25 protein-coding genes are annotated in these 23,345 nt (G+C 39.7%); 14 read left to right on the top strand and 11 right to left on the bottom strand.

The genetic code is table 11. From position 1 onward, the window contains the following. Positions 1 to 104: 104 nt before the first annotated feature. From EHW67_RS02015 to EHW67_RS02005, 3 genes are all read left to right on the top strand, one after another. Positions 105 to 287: an adenylosuccinate synthetase gene (locus tag EHW67_RS02015; RefSeq protein ID WP_126160672.1), complete on the top strand. Its 183-nt coding sequence runs from the start codon at positions 105 to 107 to the stop codon at positions 285 to 287. Between the two features lie 179 nt (positions 288 to 466). After that, the gene (locus EHW67_RS02010; RefSeq protein ID WP_126160671.1) at positions 467 to 793 is read left to right on the top strand and encodes a DUF6660 family protein; all 327 of its coding nucleotides are present in this window, start codon (positions 467 to 469) and stop codon (positions 791 to 793) included. An 84-nt stretch (positions 794 to 877) separates the two neighbouring features. Then, positions 878 to 3,049: a TonB-dependent receptor gene (locus EHW67_RS02005; RefSeq protein WP_126160670.1), complete on the top strand. Its 2,172-nt coding sequence runs from the start codon at positions 878 to 880 to the stop codon at positions 3,047 to 3,049. Between the two features lie 319 nt (positions 3,050 to 3,368). On the opposite strand, the gene EHW67_RS02000 is transcribed toward EHW67_RS02005, so the two are convergent. From EHW67_RS02000 to EHW67_RS01990, 3 genes are read right to left on the bottom strand one after another with little or no spacing between them, the layout of a single operon-like run. Next, positions 3,369 to 4,073 (bottom strand): DUF2490 domain-containing protein, encoded by a 705-nt coding sequence (locus EHW67_RS02000; protein ID WP_158285052.1) that lies wholly within the window; start codon positions 4,071 to 4,073, stop codon positions 3,369 to 3,371. 24 nt (positions 4,074 to 4,097) lie between these two features. Continuing rightward, entirely contained in the window at positions 4,098 to 4,703 is a 606-nt protein-coding gene (locus tag EHW67_RS01995) for a DUF4956 domain-containing protein (RefSeq protein ID WP_126160668.1), read from the bottom strand. A 3-nt stretch (positions 4,704 to 4,706) separates the two neighbouring features. Then, a complete protein-coding gene (locus EHW67_RS01990; RefSeq protein WP_126160667.1) occupies positions 4,707 to 5,456 on the bottom strand; it encodes a polyphosphate polymerase domain-containing protein in 750 nt (249 codons plus the stop codon). Positions 5,457 to 5,894: 438 nt separating this feature from the next. On the opposite strand from EHW67_RS01990, the gene EHW67_RS01985 reads away from it, so the two are divergent. The 4 genes from EHW67_RS01985 (at position 5,895) to EHW67_RS01970 (ending at position 8,523) form a co-directional block, all read left to right on the top strand. Next, entirely contained in the window at positions 5,895 to 6,338 is a 444-nt protein-coding gene (locus EHW67_RS01985) for a molybdenum cofactor biosynthesis protein MoaE (RefSeq protein WP_126160666.1), read from the top strand. Positions 6,339 to 6,340: 2 nt separating this feature from the next. Further along, positions 6,341 to 6,772, top strand: a complete 432-nt coding sequence (moaC, locus tag EHW67_RS01980) for a cyclic pyranopterin monophosphate synthase MoaC (protein WP_126160665.1) — start codon at positions 6,341 to 6,343, stop codon at positions 6,770 to 6,772. Positions 6,773 to 7,418: 646 nt separating this feature from the next. Continuing rightward, a complete protein-coding gene (locus tag EHW67_RS01975; protein WP_126160664.1) occupies positions 7,419 to 7,793 on the top strand; it encodes a hypothetical protein in 375 nt (124 codons plus the stop codon). 220 nt (positions 7,794 to 8,013) lie between these two features. Next, positions 8,014 to 8,523 carry a hypothetical protein gene (locus EHW67_RS01970; RefSeq protein WP_158285051.1) on the top strand — a complete coding sequence of 170 codons (510 nt, stop codon included), beginning with the start codon at positions 8,014 to 8,016 and terminating at the stop codon, positions 8,521 to 8,523. Positions 8,524 to 8,632: 109 nt separating this feature from the next. Here EHW67_RS01970 and EHW67_RS01965 read toward each other — a convergent pair whose 3' ends face one another. Beyond that, a complete protein-coding gene (locus EHW67_RS01965; protein ID WP_126160662.1) occupies positions 8,633 to 9,361 on the bottom strand; it encodes a hypothetical protein in 729 nt (242 codons plus the stop codon). A gap of 459 nt (positions 9,362 to 9,820) precedes the next feature. Between EHW67_RS01965 and EHW67_RS01960 the strand changes: the two genes are divergently transcribed. The 5 genes from EHW67_RS01960 to rimK all read left to right on the top strand — a co-directional run bounded on the left by EHW67_RS01960 (position 9,821) and on the right by rimK (position 15,370). Further along, the gene (locus EHW67_RS01960) at positions 9,821 to 11,278 is read left to right on the top strand and encodes a type III PLP-dependent enzyme domain-containing protein (RefSeq protein WP_126160661.1); all 1,458 of its coding nucleotides are present in this window, start codon (positions 9,821 to 9,823) and stop codon (positions 11,276 to 11,278) included. Between the two features lie 22 nt (positions 11,279 to 11,300). Continuing rightward, positions 11,301 to 12,239 (top strand): agmatinase, encoded by a 939-nt coding sequence (gene speB / locus EHW67_RS01955; protein WP_126160660.1) that lies wholly within the window; start codon positions 11,301 to 11,303, stop codon positions 12,237 to 12,239. Further along, entirely contained in the window at positions 12,232 to 13,209 is a 978-nt protein-coding gene (locus tag EHW67_RS01950; RefSeq protein ID WP_126160659.1) for a deoxyhypusine synthase family protein, read from the top strand. The genes speB and EHW67_RS01950 overlap by 8 nt, the downstream gene beginning before the upstream one ends. A 3-nt stretch (positions 13,210 to 13,212) precedes the next feature. Then, on the top strand, positions 13,213 to 13,521 hold the full coding sequence (locus tag EHW67_RS01945; protein WP_126160658.1) for a hypothetical protein: 309 nt from the start codon (positions 13,213 to 13,215) through the stop codon (positions 13,519 to 13,521). A gap of 457 nt (positions 13,522 to 13,978) precedes the next feature. After that, the gene (gene rimK / locus EHW67_RS01940; protein WP_126160657.1) at positions 13,979 to 15,370 is read left to right on the top strand and encodes a 30S ribosomal protein S6--L-glutamate ligase; all 1,392 of its coding nucleotides are present in this window, start codon (positions 13,979 to 13,981) and stop codon (positions 15,368 to 15,370) included. Between the two features lie 56 nt (positions 15,371 to 15,426). On the opposite strand, the gene EHW67_RS01935 is transcribed toward rimK, so the two are convergent. After that, complete coding sequence (locus tag EHW67_RS01935) at positions 15,427 to 16,368, bottom strand: NAD-dependent epimerase/dehydratase family protein (RefSeq protein WP_126160656.1); 942 nt, start codon at positions 16,366 to 16,368, stop codon at positions 15,427 to 15,429. 63 nt (positions 16,369 to 16,431) lie between these two features. Between EHW67_RS01935 and EHW67_RS01930 the strand changes: the two genes are divergently transcribed. Then, positions 16,432 to 16,926 carry a hypothetical protein gene (locus EHW67_RS01930; RefSeq protein WP_126160655.1) on the top strand — a complete coding sequence of 165 codons (495 nt, stop codon included), beginning with the start codon at positions 16,432 to 16,434 and terminating at the stop codon, positions 16,924 to 16,926. Positions 16,927 to 17,080: 154 nt separating this feature from the next. Here the strand turns inward: EHW67_RS01930 and EHW67_RS01925 are convergent, their stop codons facing one another. From EHW67_RS01925 to EHW67_RS01910, 4 genes are all read right to left on the bottom strand, one after another. Then, the gene (locus EHW67_RS01925; RefSeq protein ID WP_126160654.1) at positions 17,081 to 17,797 is read right to left on the bottom strand and encodes a tetratricopeptide repeat protein; all 717 of its coding nucleotides are present in this window, start codon (positions 17,795 to 17,797) and stop codon (positions 17,081 to 17,083) included. Positions 17,798 to 17,932: 135 nt separating this feature from the next. After that, positions 17,933 to 18,307 (bottom strand): hypothetical protein, encoded by a 375-nt coding sequence (locus tag EHW67_RS01920; protein ID WP_126160653.1) that lies wholly within the window; start codon positions 18,305 to 18,307, stop codon positions 17,933 to 17,935. Positions 18,308 to 18,429: 122 nt separating this feature from the next. Next, a complete protein-coding gene (locus EHW67_RS01915) occupies positions 18,430 to 19,239 on the bottom strand; it encodes an SDR family oxidoreductase (protein ID WP_126160652.1) in 810 nt (269 codons plus the stop codon). Next, positions 19,236 to 21,518 carry a M28 family peptidase gene (locus EHW67_RS01910; protein WP_126160651.1) on the bottom strand — a complete coding sequence of 761 codons (2,283 nt, stop codon included), beginning with the start codon at positions 21,516 to 21,518 and terminating at the stop codon, positions 19,236 to 19,238. Before EHW67_RS01910 ends, EHW67_RS01915 begins: the two co-directional genes overlap by 4 nt. Before the next feature lie 212 nt (positions 21,519 to 21,730). On the opposite strand from EHW67_RS01910, the gene EHW67_RS01905 reads away from it, so the two are divergent. Next, entirely contained in the window at positions 21,731 to 22,195 is a 465-nt protein-coding gene (locus tag EHW67_RS01905; RefSeq protein ID WP_126160650.1) for a CBS domain-containing protein, read from the top strand. Between the two features lie 131 nt (positions 22,196 to 22,326). Here EHW67_RS01905 and EHW67_RS01900 read toward each other — a convergent pair whose 3' ends face one another. Both EHW67_RS01900 and gloA2 read right to left on the bottom strand, forming a co-directional pair. Beyond that, on the bottom strand, positions 22,327 to 22,677 hold the full coding sequence (locus tag EHW67_RS01900; RefSeq protein WP_126160649.1) for a DUF2116 family Zn-ribbon domain-containing protein: 351 nt from the start codon (positions 22,675 to 22,677) through the stop codon (positions 22,327 to 22,329). Between the two features lie 68 nt (positions 22,678 to 22,745). Then, positions 22,746 to 23,132, bottom strand: coding sequence for an SMU1112c/YaeR family gloxylase I-like metalloprotein (gene gloA2, locus EHW67_RS01895; RefSeq protein WP_126160648.1), 387 nt, complete (start codon positions 23,130 to 23,132; stop codon positions 22,746 to 22,748). Between the last annotated feature and the right edge of the window lie 213 nt (positions 23,133 to 23,345).

The following is a 23,345-nucleotide window of genomic DNA, read 5'->3' as shown; positions in this document are numbered from 1 at the left end:
TCCGCTTCTATAAGTCAACATGGGAGTGGAAGCCAGGTAGATAAAAGGAAACCAAAGTAGACATCCTATTTAATTTTATAAATTGCATAAGAGCCCTTCAAAAAATGTTAAACATATTATATCCTTTATTGTTACAATTACCAATAGGCACTAGGAACCCGGATGACAATTCCCCTATTGATCTTACCAACACATTTGATGTTGTTATGTACATAGTCCTGCCCGTTCTAATGATTATCTTTTATATCCTCTGGAGAAAGAAAAAGAAGAAGGACAAGGAGAATTAGTGATTGTGATTTATTTCTTAGAAACTAAGGTATAACCTTCAACAAAGTGCTTAGATCACCAAAATGTTCTAATATAACTATGTATCTTGGCTATGTGATAGCTTAGGTATTGGAAAAGGCATTAAAACATTCTATTTCCAGGCTACAAAAATTACCAATAAGATAGTATCTTTGACAGCGTGAAATTGGTATCATTTTTACTTGCCGTTTATATTGTTGGGCTGGCCATAAGACCTTGCTGCCAAGACAGCTATTGTAGTGACGGTGATACTTGCCAATTGGAATTGGTAGATAGCCATCACGGGGAACAGCATCAGGACAGTGAACATCAAGGGTCTTGTTCCCCATTTTATACCTGTGGAAACTGTGTGGGTTTCACATTTCCGATGGTAAGTTTTTCTTTGACTCCACAAACCGTTTTATTGCCAAATCTAGTGGCTACCTACAACCGCACATTTCTTTCGGAATTTCATATGGCAATTTGGCAACCTCCCAAAATAGGTTAATGTTTTGTGCCCATGGCAGAGGCTATTTCTTAAGGTGCTAGGCACCGTTACATATTTCAATAACATTAACGAATTTAAACAGTAATGAAAAAAATTATCATGCTGTGTATTGCAGTGATCAATATAACAGCGGTATTCGGTCAGAATACACTTAACACAATCATTAAAGACAGCGAGACCCAAGAACCATTAATAGGCGCAACAGCCGTAGTGCAAGGAACCACCAATGGCGTTATTGCCGACATAGACGGTAATATTGAATTGAAGAACATTCCGGATGGAGAACAAATAATCGTTTTTAGCTATATAGGGTACGAAACCCGAAAAGAGACATTCAATTTTCCACTTGCCTCAACAGAACCAATTGTTATACTTCTTAACAGCAAAGGGGAACATTTGGAAGAGGTGGTAATTTCATCAACCCGAAGCAGTCGTACCATTGAAAACATCGCTACACGGGTAGAAACAATTGCCGGAGAGGAGCTGGAGGAGAAAGGCAATATGAAACCCGGCGATATTAGAATGTTGTTAAATGAAAGCACTGGTATTCAAACACAACAAACATCGGCTACCAGTTATAATTCTTCTATTCGGATACAGGGCCTTGATGGAAAATACACGCAAATTTTACGAGACGGATTCCCCTTGTATTCAGGTTTTTCCGGTGGCTTAAGTTTAATGCAAATTGCTCCCTTGGATTTACAACAGGTTGAGGTTATTAAAGGGGCATCTTCTACACTTTACGGGGGTGGTGCCATTTCAGGGCTTGTAAACCTTATATCAAAAATGCCTAAAGAAGAGCGCGAAATAAGTTTTGTTTTAAACGGGACATCCGCTTTGGGATTGGATGTAAGCGGGTACTATTCACAAAAATTCGATAAAGTGGGGACAACCGTTTTTGCCTCCTACAATTTGGGAACTCCGTATGACCCTGCCGATATAGGTCTAACGGCCATTCCCAAATTTAATCGGTATACCATAAACCCTAAATTCTATTTTTATCCCAATGACAAGACCACCGTATATCTTGGTTTAAACAATACGGTAGAAGAGCGTATTGGTGGTGATATAGACTATATAGAGGGCAATGGTGACAGTGTAAATTCCTACTACGAGAAAAATAATACGGACCGTTTAAGTACTCAGTTGGGTTTTGACCGTATTGTGGATGAAAATTCTAAATTCTCATTTAAAAATAGTGTGAGTTACTACGATAGAAATATTGAAATTCCTGATTTTGAATTTTCAGGTGTTCAATTGGCCTCTTTTAGTGAAGCCAATTACAATCATATAGGTGAAAAAACCGAATGGATCGGGGGATTGAATTTATGGACCGATAAATTCACCCAAAGTAATGTAGCCCAAGAAGAGGCCGTTGATTACAATTATACTACGATAGGTGCTTTTGTTCAGAACACATGGAATATCTCGGATAAATTTATTCTGGAATCGGGGCTTAGGGGCGATTATCAGAACGAATACGGCTTTTTTCTGTTACCACGTATTTCCGGATTGTATAAATTTAACGAGAAATTCAGTATGCGAATCGGCGGAGGGCTTGGTTATAAATCACCAACTGTTTTTACGGAAGACGCCGAAAAAATTCAATTTGAAAATGTGCTGCCATTAGATGTAGCCAATACCAATGCGGAAGAGTCCGTTGGTGGCAATCTTGACATTAATTATAAAACAGCGCTTTCAGATAAATCTATCTTTACCATCAATGCGTTATTCTTTTATACACAGGTCAATGATCCTTTGGTGCTTGCTTCCAACAGCAACAACACCTATGAGTTTCAGCAGCCCAATGGCTATATAGATACCAAAGGAGTTGAAGCCAATTCTAAAATCACCTACGGGGATCTTAAACTGTTTGTGGGCTACACCTATGCAGATGTAAACGAGCATTACAACGGTACTTCCACAACCTACCCCCTTGTGGCAAAACACCGCTTAAACAATGTTTTGATGTATGAGGTTGAAGAGAAACTAAAAATGGGTCTGGAGGCTTATTATTTTAGTCCGCAAGAGCTAAATGATGGTGCCACGGGAAAACAGTATTGGCTGATGGGTTTTATGGTAGAAAAACTATGGGATAATTTCTCGATTTTTATCAATTTTGAAAACCTTACAGACGTTAGACAAACCAAGTTTGATACCATTTATACCGGCACCATCACCGATCCCACATTTAGGGATATTTACGCCCCTGTGGATGGTTTTGTAGTCAATGGTGGTATAAAAATTAAATTGTAGCAGATAGTAAAAAGAAGGGTGGCAGTCACGTTTGGTGACCGTTGCACAAGCCCGGGAATTTTGCAAGTGTTAGCGAAGAACGGTCTTAATAAGGCCGTTTTTTGTTTTTTTAACCAAAAGCTAAATAATTAATAGGGAATGCCGTAGTTGAGGTTTGGTTTAGTATGAGGGCTTAGTGTTCAAAGAGTCCCATTTCTGCGGAACAATGCTGTCTGTGATTCTTAATGGAACAATCTTCTGGGCAAATTATGGAGGTCTGGCTTTTAAAACAGATTATTATTGGGAAGATATATCAGCAGCGGTGAATAAGTAGGCACTATCACTTTTTCTTGTTTTTTATTGTGTAAGTATATTTCAATCCAATAATATGCGTGGTTTGGGGTATGTCTACATCTATGCCTTTTTCATACCTATACTGGAGCCCAAGTTTGCCAAAGTTTTTTATTTTGTAATCAGTGCCAACGGTTAATCTGTACTTATTGTACTGATCTACATCGCCATTTTTAAAACGGTTAAAGAATTCGGCTGAAAATTTTGGATCCAATTTCCAGTTCTTGAAATCGTATTCAACAGCGGCTTTCAGCCTAAGGTATTGTTTGGCAAAATCACCCTCCGAAGTGCCAATGCCTAGTTCGTTTTTGTTCTGGTATCGCAGTCTATATTTAAACTTTAGGTCATTTATTTTATGCTTGTAATAAGCATCTACATTAATCCTAAAATGGTTTTCGTACCCTTGAACATTGCCTTCATTGTCATTTTCCCTTATATATCTTATGCCAAGGCCTACATCAAATTTTTTGGTAAGGGCATATTTGGTTTCCAGTTGTGTGAAGTATTCGCTAATTTCTGACATGTTTTGGTCCAAACGCAATTGCTCTTCCAGGCCAAATGACCATTTTTTATTCGGTTCATATTCCAAACTCAGGGTGTTCCAACTTTCCAGATCAGAATTATCATCGCTTTGGGCGAAGCCAAATGTTGTGGCCAACAATATTATATAAACTGTATATCTTATCTTGTTCAATTCCATAGTTTTCACACTTTTGATTTATATGTTGTTGTTAAAATAAAAGATGGTTATTTCGGCAGTATCCTTTAAGAAATCGACCTTTCCGATAGTAATTTTATTGATTTGCAGTCCCGTTCTATTTTCCAAATCACTTTTTAGTATATGGTAATTTTCGGGTTTTATATTTTCTATATTTTCGTATACCACAGATTTGGATTCTTCCTGTTTTAATGCCCAGTACCTTTCTATGGTGTACAGTACTGTAATAATGAGGGTGTTGGCTGCTATTATTTCGGCATAGCTCATTTTTTTATTGGCTAAGGAGTTAATTACCGATACTCCAATGACCACGAACAGATAGGTCATTTCCTTAATGTCGATGGCGTCCGTGCGATAACGGATTATCCCGAAGATGGCAAACAATCCCAGTGCCATTCCAATGTCCAGCTCGTATTTTTTAAGGGTAAAACATAGGAAAAATACAATTATGCTTATGAGGTAGTAGGTGAACACATAGTCCTTTCGTTTTGAGGAAGGGTAGTAAATAAAACGGATGATGGTGGTTAAGAATATCATGTTAATAATAAAACGAAACATCATCTTAAAAAAGTCATCATCGAATAAGGGGATCTCTAAAAATTCCATTGGCTAAGCTGTGAGTTTATTGATTTTTATTATTTTTTCTTTGAAACGATTGTACTTGAGGTCATGATACATACTTATCATCCCTATGCAATATTTACTTAGGCTATAAGGGTTTATCTGTTTTTTCTTTAATTGGTGTACAACTGGGGAAGTTCTGCTAAAGCGTTGCTGTTTTACTTCTATTATCACCAAGTTATCGTAGGTCTTGGTTGAATCTTGGAATTTGAACATAAGGTTGAAGTCTATGGTCAATCGTTCTTGTGCTGTTTTGTGGACCAATGTGATTCTATTGAAATTGTTCCAAATAATAGGTTCCAGTTCAAATGATTTTTGTGTTACTTGCTCGATAAAATTCAAAGACTCGTCGGATAGATTGGTCTCAAAATCAGGGATAGGGACCCTGGTCTTATTGGTCCTCCCTGTGCCATCTTTTTGTTTTACCTCCAGATAACAACGAGCGGATTCTACATACTTGCGTATTCTGATCTTAGTCCTGTTTACCTTACCATTATGATGGTCATGATAGAATTTTTTGGACGGCGTATCAAAATACAAGGAAGAATAGGTCATCATCCTATGCCCATCTATTTCAAGAATCCTGTAGCGATCTCTAATATTTATTAAAAGTGGGATCAGTTCCTTTTGGTGAATTATGAATTTAGTATCGGTTCTCTTCATCAAGGAAACGTTGTTCATCTCCAACAAGGAAATATTGTCGTAGTCCTTTATAATATGTGTAGTCTGTAAATTCATAATACGACCGTTTAAATAGGCATTAAGCCTGGGGTGAACCAAAATTGACACAGCAGGAGTTTTTATCTGCCATCGGAACTTTTAGAGTTGGCTACAAATGTTGGCATTTGATCAATACCATATGCCAACTTTAAGTGAACGGGTACAGGTTTTCAGTGAATGATCCAAATAATCCCTTAATGTTGCTTAAAGGAATGGCTGGAAAGTACCATGGAGCCAATTGGCCATCGACCTAAGAGAATTTAAAACACATGTCAAGGTGGCTATTGCTAAGGTTAGGGAATTGGTTTTAATGTAGGATTCTTAACCAGGACTCAAAGGATACACTACAACGTATGACCAGCCAAATTCCAAATGTATGGCCAATAAGGGGCATCCAATTGGACTGGTAACCATAAATTCCTGAATCTTCTTTACCTTAGTGCCAAAGTATTGAACATGGAGAAGAACAAGATCAAAAACGTATTTGTACCGGGGGCGATTACGCCCGACTTTATTGCCAAATCCATTGCAAAACACCAGTCCAAGACCAGTATTGGGGCCCATGATATTTTTTTGGGCCAGGTGAGGGCCGATATAATTGATGGGCAGGAGGTTGCGGCTATAGAATATACGGCCTATGAGGAAATGGCCAATTTAAAATTCCACGAGATCAGGGAGGCTACCTTTAATAAGTTTAACCTTAGCTGTATGCATATTTATCACAGTCTTGGGAAGGTGGGCGCAGGAGAGATCTGTTTGTTTGTTTTTGTATCCTCGCCCCACAGAAAAGAGGTTTTTGAAGCACTGCATCATGTGGTGGAGGAAATAAAGAGTCAGGTTCCTATTTTTGGAAAGGAAGTTTTTAAGGATGATTCCTATCAATGGAAAGTAAATAAATAGAGATGGTAGATATTACCCATAAGAAAGCAACATTGCGAACGGCAGTTGCCCAAGCTATTGTACAAGTAAGTTCTGAAGATACCATTAAGGCCATAAAAAACAATGAGGTGCCCAAAGGGGATGTGTTTGCAATGAGCAAGGCAGCTGGTTTGTTAGGGGTAAAAAAGACGGCCGATCTGTTGCCCGACTGCCATCCCATGCCAGTGGAATATACAGATATTTCTTACAGCATAAACGGTTTGCAAATAACGGTGCTCATTACAGTAAAGACCATATACAAGACCGGGGTGGAAGTAGAGGCCATGCACGGCGCCAGTATTGTGGCACTTAATATGTACGATATGCTAAAGCCTATTGACAAAGGAATAGAAATTCAGAATATTAAGTTGTTGAAGAAAACGGGGGGCAAATCCGATATTGGAGGCGATTTGTAACAGATATACAAGAGCTACTGTAATTTTGATTGTTAGTTCTCTTGGAGCTTCTTTCATTTTACTCAAGTAGTCTCTATAGTTTTTTAAGGTTTTCGTTAATCTTCGATTTCTTTGCTTGTCCAAAGAAACCGTCACGGACGGTTCATAAATACCTTATTAAAAATAGACAAGCAATGAATAAAACGAAAGAAAAGAAAAGACACTTCTTCGCTATGTGGTCCCTAAAATCCACCAATTTTATGGACCTATGCCATGGCCTAAATTATTTCCAAGGCTTCATTAATTCTTAACGGCCAAGCCATCTTCCCTACGGAAGAAGATAGACCTTTCAATGGACTTCGAAGTCAAAGTTTAAAGGTTATGAAACCCAGACAATGATTTTTGGGCCTTGTTCGTTTTTTATTCATGGTGCTAGTCTATTGATTTTTATGGATATTCATGAAATCTATGATGTGCTGCCAAATCAAGATTCGGTGCAGCTAAGGCTCTGTATTTGGGCCATGCAAAAAATGAACAAAACATGAAATGTGGAATAGGTTTTTCTAGTTAAGTGCCAATTGCACAACTTTTTGCCTTGAACTTAATAGTATTTAATTCTTGGATAATTTAACAGCTTATTAAGAGAATCTGTGTATATCTTTGTGGCATGAAGAAAACCAGGCACTTGCTTATCTTTAGGGTTTTTGTCCTTATACTGTTCTTAGGTATAGGCCAAATATCCTTGGCGAGCCTCCATACGGAGCCAGAAACCAAGGTTGAGCTTCCCGGAGAAATTCTGCCAGATCATCATTTAAACTATGAAGGCCAAACTTTAGCCCATGACATGATCATGGCGGAGGGTAATTATCAATTGCCTTCGGTAAATGAACTACGCCCAAATTTTAATTCAGGTTTTCCCAAGACGGTAACTACACTTATTGCTATTTGGGACAATGCTGCTGGGTTTGTGGTTCAGCCTGTCCGTATTACTCCAAGTCTGGACAGCCTTACCATGATATATCCCTTTCATACTTTTTTATAACTCTTGCTACAAGGAAACGATTCCGCTATTCCTTTCTCTTGCTTTGTACAAATGAAGGTCTAGTGGTTGCATTACGCCATTTATTTAAAACCATCAGAACTCTCTTTATTGGGAGAATGGGTTGAGGTGTAATGACAAATTTTTTAAAATGATCTGTGCCCTGCATTGAACTTGGGCAGGGAAACGGTCTTGTAGTACTAAACAATAAAAAGAAATTAAAATGAATATATCAATGCCTTTATTATCAGTCCTTTTGGTGCTGGTCACCGTAATACCTTTTTTAATTCTAAACTATTCCGGAAAGGGAGAAGCTAAAATGCTAAGAAAGAAAGCAGATAGTTTAAAGAAAGAATTCAACCTGAAATTCAATTTAGAGGAAAATTGGGGCAATTCTTTTATAGGTCTGGACACGGAGTGCAATACCCTTGTTTTTTTAAAAGTATTTGACGGGGTGGTAGCGACAGAAATAATAGATCTTGCTGCTGTTGACAAATCCGAAATTATAAAGAAAGACAAAGTAGTACGCAACGCTCATGGCAAGGAAGTGGTCTTGGAGAAATTGGATCTGAGGATAGCTTTTTTTGATACGGGTAAGCCAGATAAGCTATTGAATTTTTATGATTTGGAGGATGTTTATTTAGAAGACTACGAACTGCGTAGGGCAGAAAAGTGGAATGCAGCTATTGCCAACACCATTGTCCCCTCTTTACACAGGGAACAGGTGGCTTAGTTTTTTTATAGTCTGTTTGTGGTGGAAATGGCCAAGGCTTTAGGGAGGTTGTATCCTGCCAAGTGCCTTGGCCTTTTTGTTTAGAGGCTGGTCAAACCATGATAAAATATTATTTGTATTCCCTTTTGGTCCATATTTCGTTTAAGGGAGCCCCTTTACTGCTTTTGCCACTATGGTGCCAATCCGTGCCCTTTATATCGTAATTAAAGGATAGGGAAGCGCCTACCCTAGAATTATCTTTGGAGAAATAGGCTATATTCTCTGTGTATTTTCCATCATTGGCTTCAAAAGTGCCACCTCCGGTTCCCATAAAATCTAAGGACTCCGTATTGTAGGCAATCCATTGGAAATGCCCGTTTAGTAAAAATTTCATTGTTTTCCGGGGCCTGGAAGTGTCTCGGCGCTCTTCCCCCTTGTCCGTTACCCTTCCGCTAAACAGCCATTTTCCATCCAAATCCTGTGGCTCAGTACCCACGGATTTAAAGTGCATGGGTTCATCTTTGTCCAAGATCAATTGGCCATCTTTCATCCGGTAGGGTATGTTTAAACTTTTGGTGCCATCCTTTTTGTAGTCGGAATTGAATTCCAGATCCACCTTCAGTACATTGTTGGACAGGGTGTAGAATCCACCAACGGTCTTAATAAATTCTGCGGGCGACTTTTTATAGACCGAATGCACAAAATAATCTTCGTCTATTTTAATCTCATGTATGAGCTTGCCTACCTCGCTTTTTTCTTCAAATTGGTACACATTTGAAGGTATCTGGGCCGTGACAAATGCCGTAAAAGAGATCCATAGGACCTGAACGGTAAGGAATCTATATTTTTTTGATTTCATCGATAGTGGATTTTTAGATAAAAATAGTCAAGAAAAGGTTAAAAATCAATGGATTAAGGTTGTTTTTTAGTTAATTTTTTAGGGTTCCTTAATTTCTTTATTAGCATATTGTAAAATTTTTTAAAACCCTTGTTTTTTCATTTTTTTTGTTTTCATTTGCCACTTGAAATTAAGCATTTATTTTAATTGGGCAATAGCTTTTAGCTGGGTACAATGAACCATATTTTTGTATTTTGGTTTCTGGAAACAGAACGTTTCGGTTTGTTCAAATTTAACAGGACAAAAGGCCGTAATTTACTTGGGATTGCTAATTTTTCTACTCTCGTACGTAGTCAGCACGACTATTTTTTTATTCCTACTACCCGTAAGCAAATAATTGTATAGCGTACCGTATAAAATTCTGGTATTATTTGCAATTGGTCAACCTATTTATTTATTTACATACATAGATTTAATTAAATGAACACAAAATATATTAATCTAATAGATCAAACCTACTATTTTCCCCAAGAGGAATTCTCATTGGATGGCGAGCACTTGAGGTTTCATGGTATTCCGCTTATGGATTTGGTAGAACAATACGGTAGCCCTTTAAAGTTTACCTATTTACCCAAAATATCCGAAAATATCAACAAGGCTAAGGAATGGTTTGGAATAGCCATGGAGAAGAATAACTATAAGGGAAAATATCATTATTGTTATTGTACCAAGAGTTCCCATTTTAAGCCGGTATTACATGAGGCCCTAAAAAATGACATTCATATAGAAACCTCTTCTGCCTTTGACATCAATATTGTGGAGCAGTTAAAGGAAAAGGGGCAGATAAAGGACAATACCTACGTTATTTGTAACGGATTTAAAAGGGATCAATACATTTCCAATATTGCCAATTTAATAAATAGCGGTCACCAAAACTGCATTCCCATCATAGATAATTATGAGGAAATAGATTTGTTGTCCGATGTTATTGACGATACCTTTAAGGTAGGGATTAGAATTGCGTCCGAGGAAGAGCCCAAATTTGAGTTTTATACCTCCCGTCTGGGGATCGGGTACAAAAATATCGTGCCTTTTTATGAGAATCAAATTAGGGATAATGATAAGGTGGAATTAAAAATGCTCCACTTTTTTATCAACACCGGAATTCGTGACAATGCCTATTATTGGAACGAATTGGTCAAGTGTTTAAAAGTGTACGTTAGACTGAAAAAAATATGTCCCTCCTTGGATAGTCTTAATATTGGGGGCGGATTTCCCATTAAAAATTCTTTGGCTTTTGAATATAATTATCAGTATATGATAGATGAGATCATCAACCAAATCAATATAGCCTGTCAGGAAGCAGATGTTGCAGTGCCAAATATATTTACAGAATTCGGAAGCTTTACCGTAGGGGAGAGTGGCGGTGCCATTTATGAAATACTTTATCAGAAGCAGCAGAACGACCGGGAAAAGTGGAATATGATCGACTCGTCATTTATTACCACCTTGCCAGATACCTGGGCCATTAATAAGCGTTTTATTATGTTGGCCATTAATAGGTGGAATGATGAGTACGAGCGTGTATTACTGGGCGGGCTCACCTGTGACAGCGATGACTATTACAACAGTGAGCAAAACATGAACGCCATCTATTTGCCCAAGTATAAAAGGGATAAGCCATTGTACATTGGATTTTTTAATACCGGGGCTTATCAGGAGACTATTGGGGGGTATGGAGGTTTGCAGCATTGCCTGATACCCCATCCCAAGCATATTTTGATAGATAAGAACGAAAACGGAAATATAACCACCAAACTATTCAGTGAACAACAGAAGGCAGAGGACCTCCTAAAGATTCTAGGATACGAAATGAAAGCCAAGGATAAAGATTCGGAAAAGGAGAGCGACGGGAAACTGATTAAATCTAAGCTATAAAAACCAATAAACTTTTATAAAAATGAACACAACTAACAATTACGCTGGCATACCAGACGAGTTTGCGCAATTGGAAAAGGCAAAGGTAGTTTTAATACCTGTGCCCTATGATGGAACCAGTACCTGGGGTAAAGGTGCTGACAAAGGTCCGGAGGCTTTTTTAAAAGCATCGGAAAATATGGAACTCTATGACATTGAAACCGATACGGAGGTGTATCAGCAGGGTGTATTTTTGGCCGATGCCATTGAGGAGGACAGTTCTCCAGAAGCTATGGTAAATGCGGTTCATAAGACGACCAAGGAGTATATTAAGAAAAATAAGTTTGTAACGGTATTTGGTGGGGAGCATTCTATTTCCATTGGTACCATCAGGGCTTTTAACGAGTGTTTTGATAATCTTACGGTATTGCATATAGATGCCCATGCCGACCTAAGGAAATCCTATGACGGTTCAAATTTTAATCATGCCTGTGCCGTACATGAGGCCAGTCAGACTACCAATCTTATCCAGGTAGGCATCCGCAGTATGGATGCTATTGAGAAAACCTTTATGGATGATGAAAAAACATTCTTCGCCCATGATATGGTAGCGGATGACTACTGGACGGATAAGGTGGTAGACCTTATGACGGACAATGTTTTTATTACTTTGGACCTGGATGCACTGGATCCGTCCATAATGCCTTCTACAGGGACCCCGGAACCAGGTGGACTATTTTATTATGAAATACTGGAGTTTCTTAAGCAGGTGTTCCAAGATAAAAATGTGGTGGGCTTTGATATCGTTGAACTATGTCCTAATGAGGTGGATAAGTCTTCTGATTTCCTAGCAGCAAAATTGTATTACAAGATGTTGAGTTATAAATTTTTGGGTGAGGCCGTAGACGATGAATACGACAACACCTATGATGTGGATTCCAAAAAGGGAGTCAATAACAATTTAAAATTCGAAGATGACTAAGACAAAGGGAGAAATCTCCAATTTTATAGAAAAATATTATCTTCACTTCAATGCGGCAGCCCTAGTGGATGCTGCCAAGGGATATGAAGATCAGCTGGCCCAAGGTTCCAAGATGTTGGTCTCCTTGGCAGGCGCCATGAGTACGGCAGAACTGGGCAAAATATTTGCCGAGATGATCCGTCAGGATAAGGTTCATATAGTGTCCTGTACCGGAGCCAATCTGGAAGAGGATATTATGAACCTAGTGGCCCACTCACATTATAAACGGGTTCCCCATTACAGGGATCTTACCCCTCAAGATGAGTGGGATTTGCTGGAGAAAGGCCTAAATAGGGTAACGGATACCTGCATCCCGGAAGATGAGGCTTTTAGAAGGCTGCAAGAGCATATATTTAAAATATGGAAAGAGGCCGAAGCAGCAGGGGAGCGGTATTTACCACATGAATATATGTACAAGCTGTTGCTTTCCGGAGTGTTGGAGGAGTACTATGAGATAGACCTTAAGGATTCCTGGATGTATGCCGCGGCCGAAAAAAACTTGCCTATAGTATGCCCGGGATGGGAAGATAGTACCATGGGAAATATTTTTGCCTCTTACGTGGTAAAAGGAGAGTTAAAGGCCAGTACCATGAAATCTGGGATAGAATACATGACCTTTTTGGCCGATTGGTATACTGCCAACTCCGAAAAAGGCATTGGATTCTTCCAAATAGGGGGCGGGATTGCAGGCGATTTTCCAATCTGTGTAGTGCCAATGTTGTACCAAGATCTGGAACGGACCAATACGCCATTCTGGAGTTATTTTTGCCAGATAAGCGATTCCACAACTAGCTATGGTTCCTATTCAGGGGCCGTGCCAAACGAAAAAATAACTTGGGGCAAATTGGATATAAACACCCCAAAATTTATTATAGAAAGTGATGCAACCATTGTTGCGCCCTTAATTTTTGCTTACCTATTAGACATGTAGATTATGGACAATTTAAAAAGAGTAATAGTCGATTTTAAAAAACTTACCCCCGAAGTTTTAAAACTATTGGTGGAGAAATATCCTGATGGTTATGACGACCTTAATATTATCTCCTTTAAAAATGCCCAAGGAGAAAGGATAGAGGCCGTGGAAGTAACTACTGAGGATACCAAGTATTTGGTGAAAATAAGTGCCAAACTGGAAAAGACCATGGCCAATTATGACGAGGATGACTATGAAGATTATGACGATGATGATCCGGCGGCCATTCCTGATGTGGATATCACAGGGGTAGAGGCCGATGAGGACTAAGACAATGTTTTGGGCAGCCTCTTTGTTTACAACTGCCATGTCCCCTGTATTACCGAGGAAGATGGGCCTGGCGATTGACTTCCAAGGCCACATTCAACCTTATGAATAACCTACAAGGTAGATGCATTGACTACAGCTGGCTCCGCTAAACCATGGTGCACAGTGCCTTGGTTTAGTGGCCCTAGATTGGTCTTTGTTCCTTAGTGTTCCATTGTATGCTATAGGTATTCATGAGATGGATACTGTGCTGACAGATGTAGTGTTGGCAAAGCCCGTAGCCTGCATTTGAGTGATGCAAAAATGAACAAATGGTTAAGAATGGGGCGGTTAAATCTATTTATAAAACCTATTCACGACTTTTGGGACGGGCCTGGTGAAGAAAATATTATAACAATAAAATTCCATTGGTTTTATATCCAGTGGGGCCAGGAATTTTCTTGGTAAAGATTTGGAACACATGGAAGATCAAAATGGTGATTATAAGAAGCTGCACATAATTGGAAGTGAAGAGTGGTGTGTTTTTGAAGAACTGGAGATACCGGCTGTAAAGGCAAGGGTAGACTCCGGGGCAAAGACCTCCTCTATTCAGGCAAATAATATAAAAGTTTACACCAAAGGTGCCCAAGAATGGGTGAAATTTGAAGTTAACCCCTTGCAGGATAACAGGGGTATCAATGTGACGTGCAACGCAAGACTCGTAGACCGTAGGACGGTAAAGAGTTCTTCTGGTATATCGGAGGAACGGTTTGTAATAAAGACACCGGTAAAGGTGGGCAGCCATAGGTTCAACATAGAGCTTACCTTGGCCAATAGGGATACCATGGAATACCGTATGCTTCTGGGCAGGGAGGCATTAAACGATCGGTTTATTGTAAATCCGGCAGTTAGTTTTAATCTACAGGATTTCAGTGCCCAGGAGATTTTGGATAAATACGCTTCCCATTTTAAGGAAAAGACAGGCTTAAAAATTGCCCTTTTGGCCAGTAACCCCTTATTGTACAGTAATAAGAGGATTATGGAAGCAGGTGAGGCCCTGGGCCATGAGATGGTATTTCTGAACGTTGAGCACGCCTATATGAAATTGGATGCCAATTCACCTGAGATCCGCTACAGGGGAGGTAATATTTTAAATGAATTCGATGCCATAATTCCAAGGATAAAACCGGCAATTACTTTTTATGGATGTGCTCTTATCAGGCAATTTGACAATCTAGGGGTGTACTGTTTAAACTCGGCCGAGGCCATAACCCAGTCCAGGGACAAATTATTTGCCTCTCAGCTTTTTTCCAAAAATGACATCCACATTCCCATAACTGGCTTCGCCAAATCCCCAATGGATACCAAAGACCTGATACGTATGGTGAATGGAGCCCCGTTGATTATAAAGCTGCTGGAAAGTACCCAGGGCAAAGGAGTGGTGTTGGCAGAAACCAATAAGGCAGCAGAAAGTGTTATAAATGCTTTTAAGAGTGTACAGACCAATATACTGGTACAAGAGTTCATAAAAGAGGCCAACGGACAGGATATACGCTGTTTTGTAGTGAATGGCAAGGTGGTGGCCTCTATTCAGCGCCAAGCCGAAAAAGGTGAATTTAGGGCCAACCTGCACCAGGGGGGTAAGGCATCCATCATAAAAATATCCGCTGAAGAAAGAAAGTTGGCGGTAAAGGCAGCCAAGGTATTGAATCTTGCCGTGGCAGGGGTAGATATCATTCGTTCCAATAAAGGGCCTCTGCTCTTGGAGGTAAATTCGTCCCCGGGACTGGAAGGGATAGAGAATGCCACTGGAAAGGATATTGCGAATATCATGATCAGGGCCATAGAAAGTAAAATAAAATTTAACGGATAAAGTAAGGGGGGTCCCAGCCCATTGGTAGGCTAAGATGAATAGTGGTGCTGGCGCGTCTAGCTTCTGAGGTTGACCAGCATTTCCTCTGTGGTTTTTTTTAGATCGTAATGATACTGCCAGCCCCAGTCTTCCCGAGCCATGGAATCGTCTATGCTGTTGGGCCATGAATCTGCAATGGCCTGCCTGAAGTCGGGCTTATATTTTATTTTAAAATCTGGGATGTGGCCTTCAATGGTTTGTGCCAGTTCGGTAGGAGTAAAGCTCATGGCTGCTATATTGTAGGAAGATCGCTCCCGGATTTTATGAGGGTCACATTCCATAATGCTTATGGTAGCCCTAATGGCATCATCCATATACATCATTGGTAACTTGGTGTCTTCTTTAAGAAAACAAGTGTATTCCTTGCCCCTAATGGCATTGTGGAAGATATCTATGGCGTAATCTGTTGTGCCGCCACCGGGTGGGGTACGCCAGCTAATAAGTCCGGGATACCTAAGGCTTCTAATATCTACCCCATGTTTTTCAAAGTAATAGGAGCACCAGCGTTCACCGGTTTGCTTACTTATGCCGTAAACCGTTGTGGGGTCCATAATGGTAGTTTGTGGGGTGCAATCCTTAGGCGTTTTTGGGCCAAATACGGCGATGCTGGATGGCCAGAAAATCTTCTTAACTTTTTTGACCCTGGCCAAATTAAGCAGGTTGAAAAGCGAATTTATATTTAGATGCCAGGCGCGATCGGGAAATTTTTCGGCTTTGGCGCTCAACATGGCAGCCATTAGGTATGCCTCTTCAATATTATATTTAACTGCCATTTTTTCCATAGCCTCGTACTGGGTTGCGTCCAAGAGCTCAAACGGCCCTGAGGACATTAAGAGCTCACTGCCTTCCCTGATATCAGAGGCTATCACCCGGTTGTTGCCAAAACGTTCCCTTAAGGCCAGGGTAAGTTCCGTGCCAATTTGCCCGCATGCGCCTAATATCAATATGGGTCCGTGCATTAAAATGTAGTTAAATAAAAGTCCTATAAAGATAGCTTTTATTAAAATTTGTAACTTCGTCCCATGGGAAAAATATTGTTTTATGGCATGGTGTGTTTACTGTTGTCTTCCTGCAATGAAAGGAAAACATCCAACGCGCCTAAAGAAACGGCTGCAGCGTTCTTTAGTATGGATTCCCTGCCTAAACCATCTGCCGTAAATAACAAGGCCGCCACTATCCTCAAGGATTGGAAAGAATTCAATGATCTGGAAAATGCCTTTATGACGCTTTATAATGTGGACAATAGGGAAGACTTGGTACTGGTTATAGAGGATTTAATAGAAAAACAAAAGGCATTGGAGGCATCTGATTATCCTGAAACCTTTGATAAGCCCCAAATAAAAAGCAGACAAAAAGTCTTTAAAACATTTGTCCTTAAAACCAAGGGCAACCTGGAATATAGGGAAGGGGTAAAGTCTTCTACCATGGAAATGATCCAAGCTTATAATGCATATAGAAGCCAATTCAATGTATTGGTGAACAGTGTTTTGGATACCTCCCTAATATCTACCAACTAGGCGGTGAATGCTTTAGTTTCTTTATTGCCTTTTATATTTAAAATCCCAATCCTCCTAAGCTATGGGCTGCAAGAATACGCTATCTAGACACCTGGAATAAAAAAAACCACTACAGAGCAGTGGTTTTTATCGTTAGGGGATGACAGTTGTATTGTTATTCCTTGGGTTGTTCAGTTGCTTCCGCATTCGCCTTTTTGTCTTTTCTGGATTGAAGTGCCTGCCTGCTTAGACTTGCCAAATTAAAGTTGGGGTCTATTTTTAAGGCTTCGTCAATAGTGGCCAGTGCCTGGTCTATATTGTTTTGGTCCTTGTTAAATTCTACCAGGGCCTTTAGGTGGATCAAAGCTGCTTTTAAGGATACCTCATAGGGTTGCTGCCTTTCGTAAAAGGCATATTTCATATCGTCTTTGGCATTGGCAATACCATATTCAATATTGGCCGCCGCCCCGTCATTGTCACCTGTCTGAATCTTTAAATCTGCCAGTTCGTAAGCTAGGTATGCATTGGGTGTTCTTTTGTAAAGGATTTCAAATTGCTCCAAGGCCCTTTTAGGTTGGTTCAAGGCCTTTAAGGAAATGGCCTTTACCTGTACCCCCAAATCGGAATCCGACTCGTTTTTTTCTATTCCAATGGTATTGAGAGCTTGTAAATGTTGGTTGTCCGTGGTGTAAATGTACGCCAGGGTGTCTTTCCGCTCTTTACTGGGGTCAAGTAAATTAAGATGGGTTATAGCGCTTATAACACCGTTAATGTCGCCCTGTAGCCTCATCTGATCGTAATAGGCCTCATAGTGTTTAAGGAGTTCGCTTTTTGTTTGGGCCTTGGCAGTAAATCCCGCTACAAGTATCACTGCCAGAATAATTTTTTTCATTATCATATTTTTTTGCTGAGCCAAAACTAATAAATTATTTCTATCCATTTAGCAAGTATGTTCTTAAACCTTTGATAGGCAATAAAAAAGGACGCCTAAGGCATCCTTTTTTTATCACAGTAGGTCTTCTAGCTTTTAGGTCAAACTTAATTCTGTATGATTGTTCTTATACTTCCTTAGTAGTTTGGTGTAGAAGGCAATACTTCTATTGTCCTTGTCCAAACAGGAATAGAGAAATTCTTTTAAGTTGTTAAATAGTAAATTGGCCCTTAATACGGGTAAGGAATCATTCATTGTTTTGGGGTCATAACAGTTGTCATCCATTACAATATCCATTACTACCCGCTTCCTATGGTAGTCAATGGACACGTCCGTAGCATTGTAATGTTTTTTTAGCAGGGTAACATGTAAATTTTGAAATTTTTGGGACTGTTTGTTTTTGGAGCAACTATTGGAAATTAGATTTTTAATTTCCGAGATTACTCTTCTTTTTAGACCTGAATTTTCCATGATTATTGATTTATTTCGTTTTTATAAAGGTACGTTCTAATCGATAAAACGTTAATAATCAACGATGTAATTTAACAAAAACAAGGGGTCTTTGTTGTGAAAGTGCTAAAAAGTGTGGTGTATTAACTCACAATAGAGGTCATAAAACGGTAGTTTTTAACATTTAAGTAAATACTTTCAATGATTTTATTACCTAATGCACTGGTATTTAGGTTGTAATTGGGGGGTGGGAGCCCTCTTTTAATAGCTTCAGCGGTGTAGTAATCTTGTTTAGAGGGATGATAGGGATATACCGCATTGATGATCCCATGCATAAAATTGTCCTTTATGAGCTGTTTGATGATGCCAATACAATCGTCTAAATGTATTAGGTTAATGGGGGCCTCGCCATTTTTAAGATCACTCTTTCCTGCAAGATAAGTAACGGGATGTCTATTGGGGCCAATTAGTCCCGCAAAGCGTATGATAGTGGTATGGAGTGCCCGGTCCTCATAGAAAATGTTCTCGGATGCCAATAGTTGTTTTCCAGACTCGGAACTGGGCTTGGCCGGACTTTCCTCATTTAATACTGCATCAATATTTCCATATACAGACGTGCTACTTACAAAGATTATTCGTTTAAGTGGGGTTTTCTTTATTGCGGTATGTAAGAGCCGAATTTTTGTGGTGTAGCTTTCCTTAGGTGCTTTCCGCAATCTGGGAGGGACGTTGATAACAAGCACGTCCAGTTGCTTCAAAAAGCCATCTATGTCGCCTTTTATCCCATTTTCTGAAAGTTCAATATAGAAAGGGGTTATACCTGACTTTTCCAAGGTATTCAATTTTTCTTCGGAGGTGCTACTTCCATGTATGTGGTATTGCTGCTCCAATAAGGCAGTGGCCAGAGGAAAACCTAGCCATCCACAACCCAATATGCCTATGGTCTTGATCAAAACTTAATTTTTTTGGTAACTATAATAGCGTCATTTAATACAAATGGCATTGGTATGTTGTCTTCAGGACGGTCCGGGACAGAAAATAAGGGATGCTCCAAAAGGTCATTGGAAGATTCGTATATACTCAGCACCAATTCGTCCCCTTTGGGAATGGTACATTCCAACAGCGTAGAATCGTTATTGCTTACGAAATGGGATACCAGTTTAGTACTGGATCTGTTCTCTAAGAAATAAGGGGACAGTTCTATGTTGTTTATGCTGGCCTTCAGCACGTTTACATCGTTGGTAAAAATATCCAGTCGGTTTATTGGTCGTTGTGGGGTTAGGCGTATTGTAATTAGGTGCTTATCTCCTATGATGGTGTCCCTTATAGTTTCTACCGTTGGAGGTAGAATGTTCTTTAAGGGGGCCTCAGTCGTATAGCTAAATCTGGAGGCATATTTACTGCTAATGGTTTCCTTGTTCAGGACATCTGGTTTGGTTTTGTTCTTGTCTATGTATTGGGAGGTCCAAGGATAGAGTACCTGGTCATAGGTGGCCCATTTGGCCTTCTTTTCATCGGCATCCAATATATAGACCAGGCTACTTGGTTTTGCTTTGTCCTTGGTGAAACCCGAGTTGATATGGGCAGACAGCATAAAGCCGGCGCAGAGAACAAAGGCCAACAAAGCCAATCTATTTTTATTTTTTATAGGGCCTATAATGGGAAGTAGCAATAAAAAGGTCAAGGAGGTTAGAAGGGTAGCGGTAATCATCATTTTAAGACCAAGTCCTACAGGAAACATTTTTATCAATGGGGAATAGATCCAAATAGCCGGTAATGCTAAAAATACGAAAAGGTACGGACTGGGCGATTTTTGATGGGTGAGTATCAAAAGTGAGGCTAGCAAGGCAAAAATGGGAATAATAAAGAAACTTGCCCCTTTTAAATAAATGGCTATTAAGCTGCATAGCACCAGCCACAGGATCGCTGGGGCCACCAAGAGGTTTTGGGTTTTAATATGGCTACACTTGTGATAGGCCCAGAAACCGATACTGATAGAAAAAAGTACGAAAGCTGCTATATAGGCATAGCCGTTATAGGTAAAGCCATGTAACATGTCCAGATATTGGGGGTATAGTTTTTTTAACATGGGCCAGCCAAAATAACCTATGAGTCCGTTTACCAGTAGGATAAAGAACATAGGAAGGAAGCCAATAGCGATCTCCTTGAAAGCCAAGGAGCTATTTTTTAAACCTTTTATCAGTAGTAGAAGAAATAGGATAATAGCCAGCACCAACATAGGGAAAATCCAATCAAAGGGGTAGGATATCAACTTAAAAAAGGGAATGTTGAAATAAATGGAATCGTTTAAACTTTTTAGATCGGTAAGGTCGCTTTCGCTAAAGTGATTCAGTAAGGGCATTAAATAACTGCCCTGATGGGCAAGGGTATTTCTGTCCAAACGTTCGTAATTATCGCGTTGTGTATGGTAGTCGTAATGGTCATCAATAAAGGCAAAATTAAGTCCCTCTATATCCAGATCTTCCCTAAATACGGTGAGGTCCGTATCATTGGGCAACATTTTATAGACGCTATATACAAGTGAATTTGCTGCGGGATAGTCTGGGTTGGCCTTTATAAATTCCTGGATGACCCTGCTATTGCCCCTATTGGTTTCCAATAGCATATAGGAAGGCCCTCCGCTGCCCCTAGCTTCAAAATTTAGGACCATACCTACATCTTTGGCCCAAGGGTGATTGTTTACAAACAAGTCGGCCCCGTTAAGGCCTAATTCCTCAGCATCTGAAATTAGGATAATAATATCGTTTTTGGGAGCCTTGTTATGGGATAAAAACGCACGAAGCCCTTCCAGAATGGTTGCAACCCCGCTGGCCGCATCACTGGCGCCCAAGGAGGAATGCGGGCTACTGTCATAATGGGAGAGCAGAAGCAATGCCTTTCCCTTTTGTGTTCCCTTTATTCTAGCCAAAATATTGGTAGCCTTGCTAAAATTGGCCCAGTCCCCAGCTGTATATCCCTCTTGAAGACTGGTTGTGAGTCCCATCTTATTTAATTCGGAAACTACATATTCCCGTACCTCACTGTGGGCAGGAAAGCCAACGGCATGAGGTTTTTGTGACATGTTTTTTACATGTACCAGTGCCCTGTCTGTTGAGAACTGGGAGGCCTCCAAGCTGGCATCCGGACTGTAGCCGGGCATGGACGACCTAAAACTCCAATAAATTGCCAAAAGGATAAGAAGTAGGGAGATGATAGAAGAATATCGCTTCATAGTAATGGTTAAAACTTAAAAGTAAGAAATTATCCCTGTATTACCTCAAAGTGCTTCCCAAAGGATAAAGTGATAGCTGGGGCGAATATTTTTATATTACAAAATACATAAGAAAATATATCATAAATTACGAATATAGCTGAATAAGTCTTAAATAGTTGTTCAATTAATTAAAAAAAAGTATCTTTCAGATTAACCTAAAAAATAATAATATGGGAATAAAGAGTTTTCAGGGAGTTCGCAAGACCGTAAAAAAAGAATTTGATGCTCCCATTTTAGTAGAGGACTATATGACCAAAAAATTGGTAACATTTAGTCCGGATCAATCCATTTTAACGGTTATGGAGCAATTGGCCAAGTATCATATTTCCGGAGGGCCTGTCTTGGACAACAATGGTTTCTTGGTAGGGATTATTTCCGAGGCCGACTGTATGAAGCAAATTTCTGAAAGCCGTTATTTTAATCAACCAATACTGGATAAGAGTGTAGAACGTTTTATGACTAGGGAAGTGGAGACTGTGCCACATGATATTTCCATATTTGACGCTGCAGGCATTTTTGATAAACACAATAGGAGAAGGCTTCCGGTTATGAAAAATGGTATTTTGGTAGGTCAGATAAGCCGAAAGGATATTGTTATAGCTGCCCTTAAATTAAGTGGTCATAATTGGAAATAGAATGTCCTTACACTACAATAGGGCATTGAGAAAACTATAATCAAAATTATACTAGGATGAAAATCCATTGGCTACTCCTCTTGTACTACGGAGGGAGTGGATAGGGATATCTGTGGTTTTGCCGTACACTATTATTCCCGTTTTACGATCATATAATAGTCATTGTCCAAGGGGAGGTAGCCAAGGTCGTATACAAAATAATAGGTAGTCCCTTTTTTGGTGGTGTAGAGGTTGGTGAGGTATTCAAAATCGAAACCTTTGTCCAGTAATCGCGTCTTGGTGGTTTTGGTTTTGCCCTCATGTAGCGCAAAGCTGTCCAGTATCCTGTAGTTTTTTCGTAAACGGTTGTTGATGTTTCTAAGGAGGTTTTTACTGTCTTTGTTCAATTTGTTGTTATAGGAATTTCTGCAGTAGTCAGAACAGAACTTTTTGTCTATCCTGCCCACTATCTTATTTCCGCATTCCAAGCATTTTTTATCCATTTTAATTGCGATTTGTTTGGTTCAATACCTGTATATAGGGGATAGGTTTCTAGTGCATGCCTAGTGTTTTATTTTTCATAAAGTTCTATGGGCAATTGGTCCGGGTCAAAAATAAAGGTGAACTTTTTATTGGTAACGGGATCTGTACGTATGGGTTCTGCCTCTATGCCATTTATTGCCAATTGCTGTATGTTGTTCTCCAGATCGTCTACTTCAAAAGCCAAATGCCTTAATCCGGTGGCTTCGGGTCTACTTGTGCGTGGCGGCGGATCGGGAAAGGAAAAAAGCTCAATGATATAATCCCCGTTCAGGGCCAGGTCCAATTTATGGGAACCTCTTTCTTCCCTATACACTTCATGAATAGGTTGCAGTCCTAGCTGCTCTATATAAAAGGTTTTGGACCTTTGGTAATCAGAGCATATTATGGCGATATGGTGTATTTTGTTTAAAATCATTCTGTAAAAGGTAATTTTTGAAAAATATTGGCGGTTAAGTAGGATGGTCTTGGGTTATTGAAGGTCCTATATATGGTTCCTGCTACTGATAAATTAATAGGGGACAGAAAAATGGGAGATAGGAGGCAATGGGCCTTCAGGCTGGTGTGAAAAATAAAGAATTGGATAAATGCTGCCACGACAAGCGGAATAGGAAAATATTAATAACCAACA

The sequence above is a fragment of the Arenibacter aquaticus genome, assembly GCF_003957295.1.
Taxonomy (GTDB): Bacteria; Bacteroidota; Bacteroidia; order Flavobacteriales; family Flavobacteriaceae; genus Arenibacter; species Arenibacter aquaticus.
The sequence above is the reverse complement of the archived record's forward strand: the minus strand, read 5'-3'. Positions and strand labels throughout refer to the sequence as shown.